Here is a 16713-nt window from a genome sequence, read left to right on the forward strand (position 1 = left end):
CTTTCAGTAAGGAATATGATGAAATATAAAACACTTGCCGCCGCGTTCCCCTTGGTGCTGACACTTAGCGCCTGTACCACGGTTGATCCCGTGTTTAAGGATATTGGCACGCGTACCGCGCCATGCGTTGATGGTGGTCCAGACACCGTGGCACAAAAGTTTTATGACCTGCGTATTCATCAAGGTGGCGGCGGTCTACCTAACAGCAGCCAACTGGCCGAATATCGCCCCTACCTCAGTACCGGTTTGTATAATGCACTGCTTAAAACACAGTCAGAACGCAAAGTAGACATCGCCGCGACACCGAATGAAAAACCCGGTGCCAGCGGTGGCGACATGTTTTCAAGCCTATTTGATGGCCCGACCTCCGCGACAGTAAACAGCGCGTCTACTATTCCCAATACCGATGCCCGCAACATCCCGCTACGCGTAACGATGTCGCACCAGAAAGACAACGGCGCGAAGTCGACCTGGAAAGATGAAGTACTGATGGTGCGTGAAGGCCATTGCTGGGGCATCGATGACGTACGCTATATGGCTAACCTCGATTTCGTCTCCAGCGGTTCGCTGCGTCAGGTCCTGGAAAAACAGTAATAGCATCCTTCCGATAAGCCCAAAATAAGTCGATGTGCAGAAGGCGGCAAACGAACTAATCCCGATGAACTGGCATGAGTCAGTGAGTCGGGGAAACACCTACCGTTAACGCATAGGCAACTTGATTCATGATGGGCATTCACCGTAGGGCAACAATATGTTGTGCTACACTTTAGCCTTCCTGCGGCTAGAGATATTTTTTAAGCCGCGATCGTTGCATAACTATGCTACGGAAGTTACCATCTGCGGCATCAATGGCTATTCACTATTTGCGCATGAGTATTCAACTTAATAGCATCAACTGCTTCTATGGCGCGCACCAAGCGCTGTTTGACATTCAGCTCGACTGCCCTGCCGGAGAAACACTCGTGTTGCTCGGGCCAAGCGGTGCGGGAAAAAGTTCTCTTCTGCGGGTTTTAAACCTGCTGGAAGTACCACGCTCAGGCACTTTGCAGATAGCAGGGAACCTATTCGATTTCACTCAAAAACCAGACGAGAAAGCCGTGCGTGAACTGCGGCAAAACGTCGGCATGGTGTTTCAGCAATACAATTTATGGCCGCACCGCACCGTGCTCGACAACCTACTTGAAGCGCCCTGCCGCGTTCTGGGGTTGAGTAAAGATGTCGCCATGAAACGTGCGGATAAACTCCTGGCCCGTCTGCGTCTGACTGATTATGCCAGCCGCTTCCCGCTACATCTTTCCGGCGGTCAGCAGCAGCGCGTGGCGATTGCCCGTGCGCTGATGATGGAACCGCAGGTGTTGTTGTTCGATGAACCGACGGCAGCGTTAGATCCGGAAATCACCGCTCAAATCGTCAGTATTATTCGCGAATTGGCCGGCACAGGCATCACTCAAGTTATCGTGACCCACGAAGTCGAAGTGGCACGTAAAACCGCCAGCCGAGTGGTGTACATGGAAAATGGCCGCATTGTTGAACAAGGCGATGCCTCCTGCTTTACTCAGCCGCAAACCAAAGAGTTTGCCAGCTATCTGTCACATTGATCTCATTGATGGTTACTACGGAGTTTGCGATGAAAAAATTATTAATTGCTGCTGTTCTGGCAAGTGTCAGTTTATCCGCCAGCGCGGCTGAAACTATCCGTTTCGCGATGGAAGCCTCTTATCCTCCGTTCGAATTTGTGGATTCCAGTAATAAGATTCAGGGGTTTGATGTCGATCTGGCTAACGCTATGTGCAAACAGATGCAGGCAGACTGTACCTTTACCAATCAGGCTTTTGACAGTCTGATCCCAAGCCTTAAATTCCGTCGTTTTGACGCGGTCATTTCCGGCATGGATATCACCGCCGATCGCCAGAAACAAGTGGCCTTCACTGATGCTTACTATGATAACTCCGCGATTTTCATCGCTGAGAAAGGTAAGTTTGCTGACCTCGCAGCCCTGAAAGGCAAGCGTGTTGGTATGCAGAACGGGTCTACCCACCAGAAATTCCTGATGGAAAAACACCCAGAAATCACCGCCGTATCTTATGACAGCTATCAGAATGCTGTGCTGGATCTGAAAAATGGCCGTCTTGATGCCGTCTTCGGTGACACCGCGGTGGTTAACGAGTGGCTCAAGCAGAACCCTAACCTCGCTGCTGTTGGCGACAAAATCACCGACAAAACCTACTTTGGAACCGGCCTCGGTATTGCTGTTCGCCAAAACAATACTGAATTATTGACTAAAATGAATGCAGCCCTGGCGAAAGTGAAGCAAGACGGCACTTACCAGACTCTTTATTCAAAATGGTTCCAGCAATAAGTTTTGCAATCAATGAATGAATTCCAACCTTTAGCCAGCGCCGCCGGGATGACCGTCGGCCTTGCCCTGTGTGCACTGATCCTTGGTCTGTTTCTGGCGATGTTTTTTGCCGTCTGGGAATCAGCGCCGTGGAAGCCTGTCAGTTGGCTCGGCACCGCGTGGGTCACTGTCCTGCGCGGCTTGCCAGAAATACTGGTAGTGCTGTTTATTTATTTTGGCTCCTCACAGCTGCTGGTTGTGCTGGCCGATGGGTTTAACATCAATTTTGGTCTGTTCCAACTGCCGGTAAAACTACCGGTCGATAACTTCGAAGTCAGCCCGTTCGTGTGCGGTGTCATCGCGCTGTCACTGCTTTATTCCGCCTACGCATCACAGACGCTGCGCGGTGCACTCAAAGCCGTGCCACAAGGACAGTGGGAATCAGGTCAGGTCTTGGGCATGAAAAAAGCGTCGATTTTCTTTCGCCTGATCTTGCCGCAAATGTGGCGCCACGCTTTACCGGGACTGAGCAATCAGTGGCTGGTACTGCTCAAGGACACCGCGCTTGTATCACTTATCAGCGTGAATGATCTGATGTTGCAAACCAAAAGTATCGCTACCCGGACTCAGGAACCCTTTACCTGGTACATGATAGCCGGCGGAATTTATCTGGTTGTTACCCTATTCAGCCAGTTTGTTATCAAACGCATCGAACTCCGTACCACCCGCTTTGAACGGAGCGCTTCCTGATGTGGGATTACTTACCTGAAGTCGTGAAAGGACTGCATACCAGCCTTACCCTGACCGTGGCGGCACTGATTGTCGCACTGTTGTTAGCCCTGATTTTCACCGTAATACTGACGCTGAAAGTGCCGGTGCTGAGCCAAATAGTGAAGGGTTACATCACGCTGTTTACGGGTACACCGCTGCTGGTGCAAATCTTCCTCATTTACTATGGTCCAGGGCAATTTCCTTCCATTCGTGAGATCCCCTGGTTATGGGAGATGCTTTCGCAGCCGTGGCTGTGTGCGATGTTTGCGTTAGCACTCAACAGTGCGGCGTACACCACTCAGCTCTTTGCCGGTGCGATGCGTGCCATCCCATCGGGGCAGTGGCAGTCGTGTGAAGCCCTGGGTATGTCGAAAGCACAATCTTTGCGCATTCTGCTGCCGTTTGCCTTCAAGCGCGCACTGTCGTCCTACTCCAACGAAGTGGTGCTGGTGTTTAAAAGTACCTCACTGGCCTACACCATTACCCTGATGGATGTGATGGGCCAAAGCCAGTTGATGTATGGCCGGACCTACGATGTGATGGTGTTTGGCGCAGCGGGCGTGATTTATCTTTGCGTAAATGGCCTACTGACGCTAATGATGCGGCTGATTGAACGACGAGCTTTGGCTTTTGAGCGACGCAATTAGCCTGGCGAGATAAAATAAGCAAAGCTGAAATGGCGACCGATGAGTCGCCATTTTTATGTTCACAAGATGCCGGTTTATAAGGAAAACTTGCGATACATCTCGCAACCTTGCAACGTGATAACTAAAATTTCATAATAATAGAGATCTTCATCACACAAAAAAGCATAAAAGGCTCATAAAATAATCCCCCGTAAAACCTGAAGGATCATACCTCATGCATTCCCGTTTTATTGAGGCATTCGCCTTACTGCCTGCCGCGCTTCAGACCGCACTCGAACCCTTGCTCAGCCATGACGATTTCCCGGCCATGCTGACCGCAGCGCAGGTTGCGGACGTATGCGCGCAAACGGGTCTGGATGATGATGCACTGGCTTTTGCGCTTCTGCCGCTCGCCGCTGCCTGTTCCATCACACCGATTTCGCATTTCCACGTCGGCGCAGTCGCCCGTGGTGTTTCCGGTGATGTTTACTTTGGTGCCAATATGGAATTCAGCGGTGCCTCCATGCAGCAAACCGTGCATGCCGAGCAATCCGCCGTGACTCATGCTTGGTTACGCGGTGAAGCTAAACTGGCATCGATCACCGTGAACTACACGCCGTGCGGCCATTGTCGTCAGTTTATGAATGAACTCAACAGCGGTACTGCACTGAACATTCATCTACCAGGCCGCGACGTTGCAACGCTGGGCGACTACCTGCCCTACTCATTCGGTCCAAGAGATCTGGATATCGCCACACTGCTGATGGATAAGTTCGATCACGGCTACACCCTCGATGAAACGGATGCCCTGAGCAAGCAGGCACTGCAGGCCTGTAACCAGAGTCATGCGCCTTATAGCCAGTCACATAGCGGCATTGCTCTGGAAACGCATAGTGGAAAAATTTTCGCCGGACGCTATGCAGAAAACGCCGCCTTCAATCCGAGCCTGCCGCCATTACAGGGCGCGCTGATCCTGCTGAATCTTGCCGGTGAAGACTATCTCAACGTGCGCCGTGCGGTGCTGATTGAACGTTCACAACCGCTGGTCAGTCAACGCGATGCCACCCGTTCTACGCTAGCGGCAATTGGATGCACTGAGCTTACCGCGCTGACTTTGTAACTTCTTGGTAAACATATTGACGGGCGCTTTTCAGCTGTCCGTCAATACACCATGATTTGAAATCCTCCCTTGCCATTGTTACTCTTCCCTGCCGAAATCGGATATAAATCACAAATTCCCTGCTTTTTTTCATAGCCTGATAACAAATACTGTACATATTTACTTAATCTCTTAGGATCTGCTTCCTAACATAGTGAATACTAATAAATCAGTCACCGCTCCGAGAGCCTGAAGAGTAAAATCAATGGAACTTGAATACGAGAGTAAACGCCCGCTGTATATCCCGCATGCCGGCCCGATTCTGCTGGAATTCCCTTTACTCAATAAAGGCAGTGCCTTCACTGAGGAAGAGCGTAGCAATTTCAATTTGCATGGACTCTTGCCGGAAGCCGTTGAAACCATAGAAGAACAAGAAGAACGCGCCTACCGTCAATTTCGGGATTTCAAAACCGATATCGATAAACACATCTATCTGCGTAATATTCAGGATACTAACGAAACCCTGTTTTATCGCCTGATTGACTCCCATCTCAGCGAAATGATGCCGGTGATTTATACCCCGACCGTGGGCGAGGCCTGCGAGCATTTCTCTGATATCTATCGCCGGGCACGCGGACTATTTATCTCTTATCCAAACCGCGCACACATCGACGATATGTTGCAGAACGCAACCAAACAACACGTAAAAGTGGTGGTCGTCACCGACGGTGAGCGCATTCTGGGCCTTGGCGATCAGGGCATCGGTGGAATGGGTATTCCGATTGGTAAGCTGTCGCTCTACACGGCCTGTGGTGGCATCAGCCCCGCTTACACACTGCCCGTCGTGCTGGACGCGGGAACCAATAATCCGCAGTTACTCAATGATCCGCTCTACATGGGCTGGCGTCATCCACGCATTACCGGCGACGAGTATTACGCTTTCGTTGACCAGTTCATCGAAGCCGTTAAAGTACGCTGGCCGAACGTTTTGTTGCAGTTCGAAGACTTCGCACAGAAAAACGCCATGCCGCTGTTAACACGCTACCGCGATGAACTGTGCTGCTTTAATGACGACATTCAGGGTACTGCATCCGTCACGCTGGGTAGCCTGATTGCCGCCTGTAAAGCCGCAGGCAGCCGCCTGCGTGATCAAACGGTCACCTTCCTCGGTGCGGGTTCTGCCGGTTGTGGTATTGCCGAGCAAATTATTGCGCAGATGAAATCCGAGGGTTTGAGTGAGGAAGAAGCTCGCGCACAAGTCTTCATGGTGGACAGATTCGGCCTGCTAACCGACAAGCTCCCTAACCTGCTCGATTTCCAGAGCAAGCTGACGCAAAAAAGTGCCGACCTTAATGTATGGGGGTTGAATAATGACAGCATCTCCCTGCTCGATGTGGTTCGCCATGCTAAACCGACCGTGCTTATTGGCGTATCAGGCCAGCCTGGGTTGTTCACCGAAGAGTTGATCCGCGAGATGCACAAACACTGCGCACGCCCGATAGTGATGCCGCTAAGTAACCCCACGTCACGCGTTGAAGCGCAACCCGCAGATATCATCAACTGGACCGACGGTGCTGCACTGGTAGCCACCGGCAGCCCGTTCGCGCCAGTGCATCATAAAGGTCAGGTCTACCCTATTGCGCAGTGCAACAACTCCTATATCTTCCCCGGCATTGGCCTTGCGGTTGTGGCATCGGGTGCAACCCGCGTTACCGACGGCATGCTGATGGCCGCCAGCCGTGCGCTGGCCGACTGTTCACCGCTGGCAACCGACGGCGTAGGCTCACTGTTGCCAGACGTAGATGACATTCAGGGCGTATCAAAATGCATCGCGATGGAAGTCGGTCGAGCTGCGCAGTTACAAGGTGTGGCAATGGTGACGTCTGAAGATGCGCTGTCAAAAGCGATCGAGCACAACTTCTGGGCACCGCAGTACCGCGATTACAAACGGACCTCGTTCTAAATGCCAAACGCGTTATCGCGTCAATAGACCAAAGCCAATATCCTCGGATATTGGCTTTTTTTGTAATAAATGCAGCGCTATTTCCAATATACCGAGTCATTCACTGAAAATTGCCCAAAAAGTCCGCGAAGCCCCGAGATCAGGCTTTGTGCTTATTGCATGGCTTGCACAGGTCAAGTAGCCTTGAAACCCTGATTTCCAGCATTTGACTCCACACAGGACGTAACCATGTTTAAAAGGCTCATAGTAGGCTTCATCAGCATCGTAGTATTGATGCTGGTTGTCGCTATTGGGCTTGATCGGTGGATCAGTTGGAAAACCAAAGATTATATTTATGATGAAGTCCAGCAACTGCCCCGCCGTCAGGTGGGTGTGGTGCTGGGTACGGCAAAATATTACCGCGCCGGCGTGCCCAATCAGTATTACCATTATCGTATTCAGGGCGCGATCAATGCTTATAATAGTGGCAAGGTAAAATACCTGCTGCTCAGTGGGGATAACGCCCAGCAAAGTTACAACGAACCGATGACTATGCGGCGTGACCTGATAGCCGCAGGCATTCCTGCCAGCGATATTGTGCTCGACTACGCCGGGTTCCGCACATTGGATTCCATCGTGCGCACCCGCAAAGTATTCGATACCAACGATTTTATCGTCATTACCCAGAGGTTTCACTGCGAGCGCGCACTGTATATCGCACTTCATATGGGCATTCAGGCACAGTGTTTTGCCGTGCCTTCACCCAAAGACATCCTCACCGTGCGGGTACGCGAAATATTTGCCCGCCTTGGTGCCCTTACGGACCTCTATATTCTTAAGCGTGAACCACGCTTCCTCGGCCCGCTGATCCCTATCCCGGCTATACACCATATTCCCGATGACGCCCAGGGCTATCCAGCGGTAACACCGGATCAACTGCTCGTATTACAACAACGTCTTGCCGATGAGAAAAAAGCGGCCGAGGTTAAAGCCGCGCAGTTGAAAGCCGCCGCCGAAAAGGCGGCAACTGACCAAGCTGCAGCGGATGAAGCAGCCAAAATCAAAGCCGAGCAGGAAGCCACTGATACCCAGCAAGAAGACACCGATCTCGCAACGCCGCCACCCGCTTCTGTCGTTCCCGGCAGAGACCCATTCTCGCAATCACGGCCGGTCAGTCGCTGAATTAATGCAGCAAAAAGGGCGCCTCAGCGCCCTTTTATTGACTCAGGTGTTTCTATCAAATGTTATTTCTTCTTAGCGTACTTCAGTGAATCCAGTGCTACGGCGAAGATGATGATCGAACCCTTGATGATGTACTGCCAGTAAGGGTTCACGCCGATATAAGTCAAACCATAGTTGATCACAGTAAATATGAGCACCCCGGTCACCACACCCGCCACTGAGCCAACACCGCCGGCGAACGATACGCCACCGACCACACAGGCAGCGATAGCATCAAGCTCATACATAAAGCCAAGGTTGTTCGTGGCACTGCCGATACGCCCGGCTTCCAGCAAACCGCCGAAAGCGTAGAAAACACCTGACAAAGCATAAATCATGATCAAGTTTAACGGCACGTTAACACCGGAGACTTTTGCCGCTTCCGGGTTACCACCGATGGCGAAAATGTTTTTACCAAAGCGGGTTTTGTTCCACAGTACCCAGACAAAGCCGATAGCCAACACCGCATAGAAGGTAATATAAGAGATCTTCAGGCCGCCCATTTGAATAAACCCTTGGGCAAAATTCGAGAAACCTGGATCAAAACCCGCAACCGGTGATGAACCCACATAGTCGTAATACAGCGAGTTAATGCCGTAAACGATGATCATGGTACCTAACGTCGTAATAAATGGCGTAACGTTTAGATAGGCAATAATAATGCCGTTCACCAAACCAATCAGTGCGCCAATAATACACACGGTCAGGATAACCAGCGGAATAGGCACCACTTCGAGATGTGGGAACACCTTATTAACGTTATCCATGGCTTGCAACATGGTCGCCGCCACCACCGCCGCCAGCCCGACCTGACGTCCGGCTGACAGGTCAGTACCTTGGGTCACGATGAGCCCCGCCACACCAAGTGCAATAATGACACGCACTGAGGATTGGGTAAGAATGTTACCTAAGTTGACCAAACTGAGGAAAGTGGGATCCTGGATAATAATAATGGCCAGCAATACCAGCAGAACCACATAAATCCCGCCCTCTTTTAAATAAGTGAGCAAACTTTTCTTATTTAATGCTTTCATAATAAGAACCCTTAAAAATTAGAGATGCAAGGATGCAAGGCGTAGAATTTCATTCTGCGAAGTCGTTTTTGTATCAACAATCCCCGCAACCTGTCCATTGCTCATAACCAATATTCTGTCCGTTATTCCCAGGAGCTCTGGCATTTCAGAAGAGATAATAATGATCCCTTTATCTTTTTTCGCCAACTCTGTGATTAACTGATATATTTCGAACTTCGCGCCCACGTCAATACCGCGCGTAGGTTCATCCAGCATTAATATTTCTGGCTGAGTTAATAACCAACGGCCAATAATGACCTTTTGCTGATTACCGCCAGAGAGCGAACCAATACTGGTTCTTTGTCCCGGCGTTTTCACCCGCATGGCATCGATGACCCATTGGGTATCGCTTTTCATACGGCCAGCATCAAGCAGCCCGATTTTATTTTTATAGTTACGAATATTTGAAATCAGCGAGTTAAAACCGACGTCCAAATACGCATAAATACCCGTCGAACGGCGCTCTTCGGTCACTAATGCAAAGCCGTGATTAATGGCTTCATTAGCGCTGTGATTTTTAATCGTCTTGCCATGCAGTTTGATCGTGCCGGCAGCCTTCTCACGAATACCAAACAGCGTTTCCACGATGTCAGTACGCTTAGCCCCCATCAACCCGGCAATGCCAAGGATCTCACCTTTATGCAAGTCAAAGGAGATATCACGAATGGAAGGTTGACGCAGCGACGTCAGATTACGGACTTCAAGAATGACCTCTCCCGGTACATTCTGGCGATCCGGAAAACGCTGGCTAAGGGAACGGCCGACCATCATGGAAATGATTTTATCCATGTCGAGGCCTTCCAGCGTCTGGGAAGTAATCCACTGACCGTCGCGCAGAATCGTGATCTCATCACACAACTGAAAAATCTCTTCCATCTTGTGTGAAATATAGACAATGCCACAGCCACGGTCTTTCAGCTTGCGAATAATCGTGAAGAGATGATTGACTTCTTTTTCGGTCAACGATGACGTCGGCTCATCCATAATCACGATTTTCGCATTATAGGAGAAGGCCTTCGCTATTTCGATCATTTGCATCTGTGAAACGGACAACTTGCCGACTTTCTCTCGTGGATCAATATCAATATCCAGTTCGTCGAAAATAGCCTTGGTATCACGATACATCTTGTCCTGATCGACGAAGAAGCTTTTGGTCGGATAACGCCCGAGCCACATGTTGTCCATGACAGTACGCTGCAACACCAGGTTTAACTCCTGATGGACCATCGATACACCATGTTCAAGCGCTTCTTTCGAACTTTTGAAATTAATTTCCTGCCCCTGAAAAAGAATGGTGCCGGAATCTTTGCTGTAAATACCAAACAAACACTTTAATAGTGTAGATTTACCCGCTCCGTTCTCGCCCATCAAGGCATGAATTGAGTGTGGGCGAACCTTTAAATTCACATTATCAAGTGCCTTGACGCCAGGAAATGATTTATTAATACCGCTCATTTCCAGCAAAAATGCACGTGGCTCTGCTGCCACCGTGTCAGACTGCTTGATGTCAGGCTTAGGAATATCGGCCATAATTATACCTGGCTAAATACGGGGAGAATCCGATTATATTAATACCTGATGCCATGAATACCGCCGGTCATTAATAGACCGGCGGTATATTGACATCACTTCCTGCCATACAGGTATTAACGTCGTGTTGATTATGACTGCCACTGCATAGCTATATATTTAGCTATTTTCTTTTCTGCCAATACTGTCTGAATTATTTAACAAAGTCAGATAAGTTGGATTTATCCACCGGCACGTAAGCGATTCGAACGACTTTATTTTCGATCTTCCAATTAGTGCCTTCTGCTGCTGGTTTGCCTTCAGCCAGATTTTTCGCCAGATCAAACGTGGCTTTAGCCTGATTGTCAGCATCGTTAAGTACGGTACCGGCCATTGCACCAGATTTCACCATCGCCAGCGCTTCTGGCAACGCATCAACACCAAATACCGGGATGCTAGATTTGTTGTGAGATTTCAGTGCTTCTACTGCGCCCATGGCCATTGCATCGTTGTTAGCGATAACCACTTCAATTTTGTTGGCGTTGGGTCCAGACAACCACGCATCCATCTTGTCTTTCGCCTGTGCGGTATCCCACATGGCTGTATCAAGTTGCAGCTGCTGAGTTTTGATGCCTTCTTTATCATTTAAGGTACTGATTACATACTTAGTTCGGGCTTCTGCATCCGGATGGCCCGGTTCGCCTTTAATCAGCACGTACTGAATCACGCCGTCTTTGTTCAAATCCCAGGCAGGATCGGCTTTCCAGTGTTTAGCAATCAGCTCACCTTGGATCACACCCGATTCTTTAGAATCTGTACCGACGTAATAAGCTTTGTCATAACTATCCAGCGCTTTACGGGAGGGTTCTTTGTTATAAAAAACAACTGGGACACCCGCACTGCGGGCTTTCTCAATAATGACGGGAGCGGCAGCCGGGTCAACCAGGTTGATCGCCAGAGCCTTGACGCCCTTCGCCAACATCACGTCAATCTGGTCATTTTGCGTGGACTGGCTGTTTTGTGAGTCATTCATCAGCAACTGTACACCAGGAGAGGCTTTCGCATCTTTCTCGATGGCTTTGCGAACGACAGACATGAAGTTGTCATCATATTTGTAAACAGTTACGCCGATTTTGGTATCAGCAGCATGGGCGGTAGCGCCAAACATCATGCATGCAGCCAGAGTCGCCAGGGTGAAGACCTTCTTATTCATTTGTATCTCCGGTTATGTAGGGTGTTACAGAGTTTGGCACCGGCAATCCATGCTGAAGCAGTGCGCCCGCGTTTCAGCCATCCTGCGGTGCCTGCCTTCCCTGACGTCTGACTTCCTGCTCGCTGTGAAATCTGTCCGATAGGTCGAACTAAAACTGAGACATGTGAAAACGCATGAATCATAATGGTGCCAATGTTAATAAACTGTGAAATTTCTCACAGATTGAAAACGGTTACACAAGGTTATTTAATCAATAAGTGACCGGAGCCACATTTTGCCAAGGTGCGACAGAATGACGCCTGACCAACGTAGGCATGAAGCAATGCGAAATCCCCTCCACCAGCGGGTTTGATGCTCCCTTCAGGGCCAATTCAGTCGCTAATGTCGCCATCGAAACAATTGGATAGCGAACCGTTGTCAATTTTGGGCTGGTGTAGCGCGCAATCGGGATATCGTCGAAGCCAACCAGTGAAAAATCCTGCGGGACGTTGATACCGTTTTCTTTCAGTACTGCCAGCGCGCCTGCGGCCATAGCATCGTTGTAAGCGAAAACCGCACTCAAATGGAGATTACGGCCCAATAACTCAACCATCGCGGCTTCCCCGCCCTGCAAATCCGGTGACCCCTGCGCATACCAGCTATCTGGCGGTAACTGACGTGCCTGCGTCATTGTCTCTGACGTGTCCGCCATCATTGCCGCCAGATATCCCTGATGACGTTGTAATTCGTCTTCAATTCCGTGGTTAGAACCGATGTAACCGATACGCTGATGCCCCTGTGACAGCAACAAACGTGTGGCTATTTCCGCGCCCACCACGTTATTAAGAGAGACGCAGCGATGCTCATAACCCGCAATCACACGGTTAACCAGCACCATCCCCGGCACCTGATCAAGAAAGCGGGAAAGTTCGTCGTCACCCAGGGCTTTAGCATGCACAATCAGTGCGTTACAGCGTTGACGAATCAGGACTTCTATCGCGTGGCGTTCTTTCTCCGCCTCATGATAACTGTTGCCGATCAGTACATATTTCTGATGGCGCTGGGCAACCATATCGACCGCTTTCACCAGTGCACCAAAAAAAGGATCCGAAACGTCCATGACGACCACACCAATGGTGTCGCTGCTTTGTGTCGCCAGAGCCTGCGCGTTGGCATTGGGTCGGTAGTCAAGCACAGTGACCGCCTGCAACACCTGTTCGCGAGCCTCTTTACTCGCGATAGCGGGGTTATTCAGAACCCGTGAAACCGTGGCAACCGAGACACCGGCCAGCTTTGCCACATCACGAATGGTGACCATAGGTCGCTCCGTGTTCTGATGCCACAGGCGTTACGCAAGCCGAACTGGCCCGAAATGAATAGGGAGGAAAACTGAGGGATAACGCCCAGGTGGTGATAAAGGACTTCAAGAAAGGTCGCAGTACAGTGATCATGGTGTTTCCTGTTTTAGTGTAACGATCGGCTAACTCTGCACGACTGCTATCCTAAACGCTTTGCGAAAACACCTGCGTGAATCTCGTCACAGGAAAGAAAACGTTTACATACAATTCTGCAACCTTTCTCTCAAATTCATCATTATGGTGAATATCAATCCTGCTCTTTTAGCGCTATACCCGATGCCTTGATGGTCAGTTTACGCCACAGCCATTCAACCGGCCCTTGCGGGAAATAGCGCAACCACGCCAGCGTCACCGCCAGGTTGATGACCCAAACCAGGGGAACCAGCGCCAGTAATTGCAGGCGATCAAAGTGCTGGTAGAAGCCGAGTATATTGAAGAAAAGCGTGCAGATCAGGGTCTGTAATAGGTAGTTGGTAAGCGCCATGCGTCCAACCTGGGAAATCCAGTGTGCCATTCGCAGCCGGGAAAGATGTGGCCAGAAACCGTAACAGAGTGCCAGATAGCCCACAGCCTGCATCATCCCCCCGATTTCACGCGGTGCTTGCAGCAAAAAACCACTCCAGCGGTAGGCCCAGCCGAGATGCCATTGCAGATAAATCGCCGGCAGTTGGATCAACAATGAAAGCGGTAACAGTAGCGCGGCAAGATAACGGTAATGGCGCAAACTGTACCCTCCGCGTAACCAACCACTGCGCATCAACCCTGCGCCTAACAACATCGCACCGGCCAGTTCCCAGCCGTACTGCACGGCGATAGCCATCAGGCTGGATGAGAGCAAATCAAGGCGGTTGCGGATAGCTTCCAGACCGCCTTTTAGTTTCCAGTACTGCTCATATTGCAGATCCGCCGGGCCGGGCGACCAGAAACTGCCAGGCGTGTGGGTCGAGATAAACCCCAGCATCAGTAAAATTGCCACGCCAATCGCATACAACAGGATGCCGGTGCTGATCAGCGACTGGCTGCTGCGGCCCTCTCTGACCATCCGCCAGCACACCAATCCGATCAGTCCATAGGAAAGCAGAATATCGCCATCCCAGAAAAAGGTAGCGTGCAGCAGGCCGCAAAGCACCAGCAGCGATAAACGCGACTGGATCCAGTGTTTACCACGCGGCAACAACAGATAAAGACCGCCACCAAATAGCATAGCAAACATCATCAGGAATTTGCCCTGCGCCAGCGCGTCAAGGATCGCCCAGGTCCAGGCGTCGCTGTGCGAAGGCTGACCGGAAAATGCCGGGTTCAAATAGGCCGCTTTAGGCAAACCAAACGCGCTAATATTGAGCAGCAAAATGCCGAAGATGGCTATGCCACGGGCAAAGTCTAGTGTGGCAATACGTGGGCGCATTCCTGACGTTCCTTTCTGGAATTAAGGAGAATTTCTAAGAGTAAATGAAAAATGAGGAAGACGACATCTCAAGTGAATGGCACGGCAGCGAGGACGCAGCAGCCAACGCTGCTGCAACTTCAGTTACGAATGATGGCGAACGGTGCGTAAAAACTCCTGACGCGTGTTCTGGCTGGACTTAAACAGGCCGCCGAGCGACGTCGTCGTCGTCGCGCTGGTGGCATCGCGTATACCGCGAGCTTTGACGCAATAGTGCACGGCGTCAATCGAAACAGCCACGTTGGTGGTCCCGAGTAGAGTTTGCAGCGCCAGCAGAATTTGCTGAGTCAGACGCTCCTGCACCTGTGGACGTTGCGAGAAAAATTGCACGATACGGTTGATTTTCGACAGGCCAATCACTTTATCTTTCGGAATGTAAGCCACGGTCGCTTTGCCATCGATAGTCACAAAGTGATGTTCACAGGTACTGGTCAGCGTGATGTCTCGCACGGTCACCATTTCATCCACCTTCATCTTATTTTCGATGACAGTGATTTTCGGGAAATTGGCGTAATCCAGACCGGAGAAGATCTCATCCACATACATTTTGGCAATACGCCGTGGCGTTTCGGTCAAACTATCATCCGTCAGATCCAAATTGAGCAACTGCATGATGCCTGTCATGTGCTCCTGAATACGCTGTTTGCGCGTTTCATTATCGATAGGCAAAGGTTCTCGCAGTGGGGTCTCCAGGCCACGGGCCATTAACGCCTCGTGTACCAGAATGGCTTCTTTACTCAACGTCGACATATTTTCTCTCCGGCAGGTCCCGCAAATGTAGTCAATTTGACGTGGATCACGTCAAATTGAGGTGGCTTACTTTAGTGGAGAGCAGATCCATAATCCAGTGATTGTGTTTCATGATAGGTGAAATAGCTGCAAGTTATCATTGCAGGTTTGTGGACGGACGGCGCACCACCAGTGCACCGGCAATCATAAAGCCCACCAGCGCGACATACAGTGCCGGTTCCAAACGATGGGTGAGCGAAGTAGAAACCGCAGATAATATCGGTCCACACAGCTGACCAATGGCATAACCGGTGGTCAGCAAACCGGCCAGATAACGGCTGTGATTAGGTGCCAGCTCGCGACCATACTGTAGGGCCAGTTGCACTACACTGAGAAAACCACCGCCGACCAGCAGCGCGCCAAGCACCAGACCGGTCACACCCGGCACAACTTCAGCACATAGAATCCCCACGCCCTGTGCCCACAAGGTCAAAGCCAGACGGGTATGAGTCGTCAGGCAATGGCGGGTCAGGATACCGATGACAATCCCAACCACGGCCGCACCGCCGAATACCGGCCAGACAAACTGCGCAAACAGGCTGTCTGGAAAACGGGCATTGGCCATCTGTGACAAAAATGTCGCAGGCAGAATATAACCAAATCCCGCCAGACTGTAACAGAGCACCAGTCGCTTGAGCGCTGGCGTCATTTTCAGCGGTTCGGTGGCGACGTGAGCCCGATGCAATTCACCCTTGCGCGGCAAATTCACACTGATCAAGGCAATAAGAATCAGCGCCAGTACACCATAAACGCTCCACGCCTCTGCTGAGCTGAGGTGCATACTGTGAATACCCACTGCCAGCATGCCGCTGAGGAAAATCCCCGCGCCCGGCCCGGCGAACACGGCGGCACTCATTGCCGGTCGACCATAATGCATCAGCCGCTCGTTACACCATGCGGCCACCATGACCATAGCCCAGCCGCTGGTCCAGCCAATCATAAAACGGATCACACTGTGCATAACTTCGCCGGTCACTGCCGCCGAAAGCAGCGTCAGCACGACGGCGCCCCACACCCCCAGCCACAGACGACGCTCGAGATGCCGGCTGGCACGCATGGCATCAAACGCTCCACAGAGATAGCCGAGATAGTTAACCGCAGCGACCAGCCCGGCACCCGTCAAGGTGAACTGATGTTCAGCTATCATTAAAGGCACCTGCGGAGTGAAGGCAAACCGCCCGATACCCATCGCCACGACAAAGGCCAGAAAACCACTTAACGCAATACGAAATGCCATGACTGCTCCACCCATCAAGAAACTGCGACGCAACATATAAGAAACAATGAGTGAACATACTCAAAGTAACTCTGCGAAAACAGAGAATATTTTTCTTTAACCAAGCAACAGAGT

Annotated in this window: 15 protein-coding genes; 8 read left to right on the top strand and 7 right to left on the bottom strand. The window is 50.8% G+C overall.

Annotation, left to right across the window (positions count from 1 at the left end):
• Window positions 1-18: 18 nt before the first annotated feature.
• From IEV89_RS05410 to sanA, 8 genes are all read left to right on the top strand, one after another.
• A complete protein-coding gene (locus tag IEV89_RS05410) occupies window positions 19-594 on the top strand; it encodes a lipoprotein (protein WP_188471163.1) in 576 nt (191 codons plus the stop codon).
• A 275-nt stretch (window positions 595-869) separates the two neighbouring features.
• Window positions 870-1598: an arginine ABC transporter ATP-binding protein ArtP gene (gene artP, locus IEV89_RS05415; RefSeq protein ID WP_188471389.1), complete on the top strand. Its 729-nt coding sequence runs from the start codon at window positions 870-872 to the stop codon at window positions 1596-1598.
• Window positions 1599-1627: 29 nt separating this feature from the next.
• Window positions 1628-2359: an arginine ABC transporter substrate-binding protein gene (gene artJ / locus IEV89_RS05420; RefSeq protein ID WP_188471166.1), complete on the top strand. Its 732-nt coding sequence runs from the start codon at window positions 1628-1630 to the stop codon at window positions 2357-2359.
• 12 nt (window positions 2360-2371) lie between these two features.
• Window positions 2372-3088 carry an arginine ABC transporter permease ArtQ gene (artQ, locus tag IEV89_RS05425; RefSeq protein ID WP_188471391.1) on the top strand — a complete coding sequence of 239 codons (717 nt, stop codon included), beginning with the start codon at window positions 2372-2374 and terminating at the stop codon, window positions 3086-3088.
• Window positions 3088-3756, top strand: coding sequence for an arginine ABC transporter permease ArtM (gene artM / locus IEV89_RS05430; protein WP_188471168.1), 669 nt, complete (start codon window positions 3088-3090; stop codon window positions 3754-3756). Before artQ ends, artM begins: the two co-directional genes overlap by 1 nt.
• A 214-nt stretch (window positions 3757-3970) precedes the next feature.
• The gene (gene cdd, locus IEV89_RS05435) at window positions 3971-4855 is read left to right on the top strand and encodes a cytidine deaminase (RefSeq protein WP_188471169.1); all 885 of its coding nucleotides are present in this window, start codon (window positions 3971-3973) and stop codon (window positions 4853-4855) included.
• A gap of 244 nt (window positions 4856-5099) precedes the next feature.
• A complete protein-coding gene (locus tag IEV89_RS05440; RefSeq protein ID WP_188471172.1) occupies window positions 5100-6797 on the top strand; it encodes an NAD-dependent malic enzyme in 1698 nt (565 codons plus the stop codon).
• Between the two features lie 228 nt (window positions 6798-7025).
• Window positions 7026-7958, top strand: a complete 933-nt coding sequence (sanA, locus tag IEV89_RS05445; RefSeq protein WP_188471174.1) for an outer membrane permeability protein SanA — start codon at window positions 7026-7028, stop codon at window positions 7956-7958.
• A gap of 62 nt (window positions 7959-8020) precedes the next feature.
• Here sanA and mglC read toward each other — a convergent pair whose 3' ends face one another.
• The 7 genes from mglC to IEV89_RS05480 all read right to left on the bottom strand — a co-directional run bounded on the left by mglC (window position 8021) and on the right by IEV89_RS05480 (window position 16599).
• A complete protein-coding gene (mglC, locus tag IEV89_RS05450) occupies window positions 8021-9031 on the bottom strand; it encodes a galactose/methyl galactoside ABC transporter permease MglC (RefSeq protein ID WP_188471176.1) in 1011 nt (336 codons plus the stop codon).
• An 18-nt stretch (window positions 9032-9049) separates the two neighbouring features.
• A complete protein-coding gene (gene mglA, locus IEV89_RS05455; protein ID WP_188471178.1) occupies window positions 9050-10600 on the bottom strand; it encodes a galactose/methyl galactoside ABC transporter ATP-binding protein MglA in 1551 nt (516 codons plus the stop codon).
• A gap of 193 nt (window positions 10601-10793) precedes the next feature.
• Window positions 10794-11792 carry a galactose/glucose ABC transporter substrate-binding protein MglB gene (gene mglB / locus IEV89_RS05460; RefSeq protein WP_188471180.1) on the bottom strand — a complete coding sequence of 333 codons (999 nt, stop codon included), beginning with the start codon at window positions 11790-11792 and terminating at the stop codon, window positions 10794-10796.
• A gap of 250 nt (window positions 11793-12042) precedes the next feature.
• Window positions 12043-13089: an HTH-type transcriptional regulator GalS gene (gene galS / locus IEV89_RS05465; protein ID WP_188471182.1), complete on the bottom strand. Its 1047-nt coding sequence runs from the start codon at window positions 13087-13089 to the stop codon at window positions 12043-12045.
• Between the two features lie 287 nt (window positions 13090-13376).
• Window positions 13377-14534, bottom strand: coding sequence for a DUF418 domain-containing protein YeiB (gene yeiB, locus IEV89_RS05470; protein ID WP_188471184.1), 1158 nt, complete (start codon window positions 14532-14534; stop codon window positions 13377-13379).
• Window positions 14535-14657: 123 nt separating this feature from the next.
• A complete protein-coding gene (folE, locus tag IEV89_RS05475) occupies window positions 14658-15323 on the bottom strand; it encodes a GTP cyclohydrolase I FolE (RefSeq protein WP_188471186.1) in 666 nt (221 codons plus the stop codon).
• Window positions 15324-15459: 136 nt separating this feature from the next.
• Window positions 15460-16599: a YbfB/YjiJ family MFS transporter gene (locus IEV89_RS05480; RefSeq protein WP_188471188.1), complete on the bottom strand. Its 1140-nt coding sequence runs from the start codon at window positions 16597-16599 to the stop codon at window positions 15460-15462.
• Window positions 16600-16713 lie beyond the last annotated feature (114 nt).

It is taken from the genome of Hafnia psychrotolerans (assembly GCF_014639435.1).
Classification (GTDB): Bacteria; Pseudomonadota; Gammaproteobacteria; order Enterobacterales; family Enterobacteriaceae; genus Ewingella; species Ewingella psychrotolerans.

Bases quoted from the DNA above. Each gene is read 5' to 3' on its own strand.
- IEV89_RS05410 (WP_188471163.1), top strand. From the start codon at position 19: ATGAAATATAAAACACTTGCCGCCGCGTTCCCCTTGGTGCTGACACTT.
- artP (WP_188471389.1), top strand. From the start codon at position 870: ATGAGTATTCAACTTAATAGCATCAACTGCTTCTATGGCGCGCACCAA.
- artJ (WP_188471166.1), top strand. From the start codon at position 1,628: ATGAAAAAATTATTAATTGCTGCTGTTCTGGCAAGTGTCAGTTTATCC.
- artQ (WP_188471391.1), top strand. From the start codon at position 2,372: ATGAATGAATTCCAACCTTTAGCCAGCGCCGCCGGGATGACCGTCGGC.
- artM (WP_188471168.1), top strand. From the start codon at position 3,088: ATGTGGGATTACTTACCTGAAGTCGTGAAAGGACTGCATACCAGCCTT.
- cdd (WP_188471169.1), top strand. From the start codon at position 3,971: ATGCATTCCCGTTTTATTGAGGCATTCGCCTTACTGCCTGCCGCGCTT.
- IEV89_RS05440 (WP_188471172.1), top strand. From the start codon at position 5,100: ATGGAACTTGAATACGAGAGTAAACGCCCGCTGTATATCCCGCATGCC.
- sanA (WP_188471174.1), top strand. From the start codon at position 7,026: ATGTTTAAAAGGCTCATAGTAGGCTTCATCAGCATCGTAGTATTGATG.
- mglC (WP_188471176.1), bottom strand. From the start codon at position 9,031: ATGAAAGCATTAAATAAGAAAAGTTTGCTCACTTATTTAAAAGAGGGC.
- mglA (WP_188471178.1), bottom strand. From the start codon at position 10,600: ATGGCCGATATTCCTAAGCCTGACATCAAGCAGTCTGACACGGTGGCA.
- mglB (WP_188471180.1), bottom strand. From the start codon at position 11,792: ATGAATAAGAAGGTCTTCACCCTGGCGACTCTGGCTGCATGCATGATG.
- galS (WP_188471182.1), bottom strand. From the start codon at position 13,089: ATGGTCACCATTCGTGATGTGGCAAAGCTGGCCGGTGTCTCGGTTGCC.
- yeiB (WP_188471184.1), bottom strand. From the start codon at position 14,534: ATGCGCCCACGTATTGCCACACTAGACTTTGCCCGTGGCATAGCCATC.
- folE (WP_188471186.1), bottom strand. From the start codon at position 15,323: ATGTCGACGTTGAGTAAAGAAGCCATTCTGGTACACGAGGCGTTAATG.
- IEV89_RS05480 (WP_188471188.1), bottom strand. From the start codon at position 16,599: ATGGCATTTCGTATTGCGTTAAGTGGTTTTCTGGCCTTTGTCGTGGCG.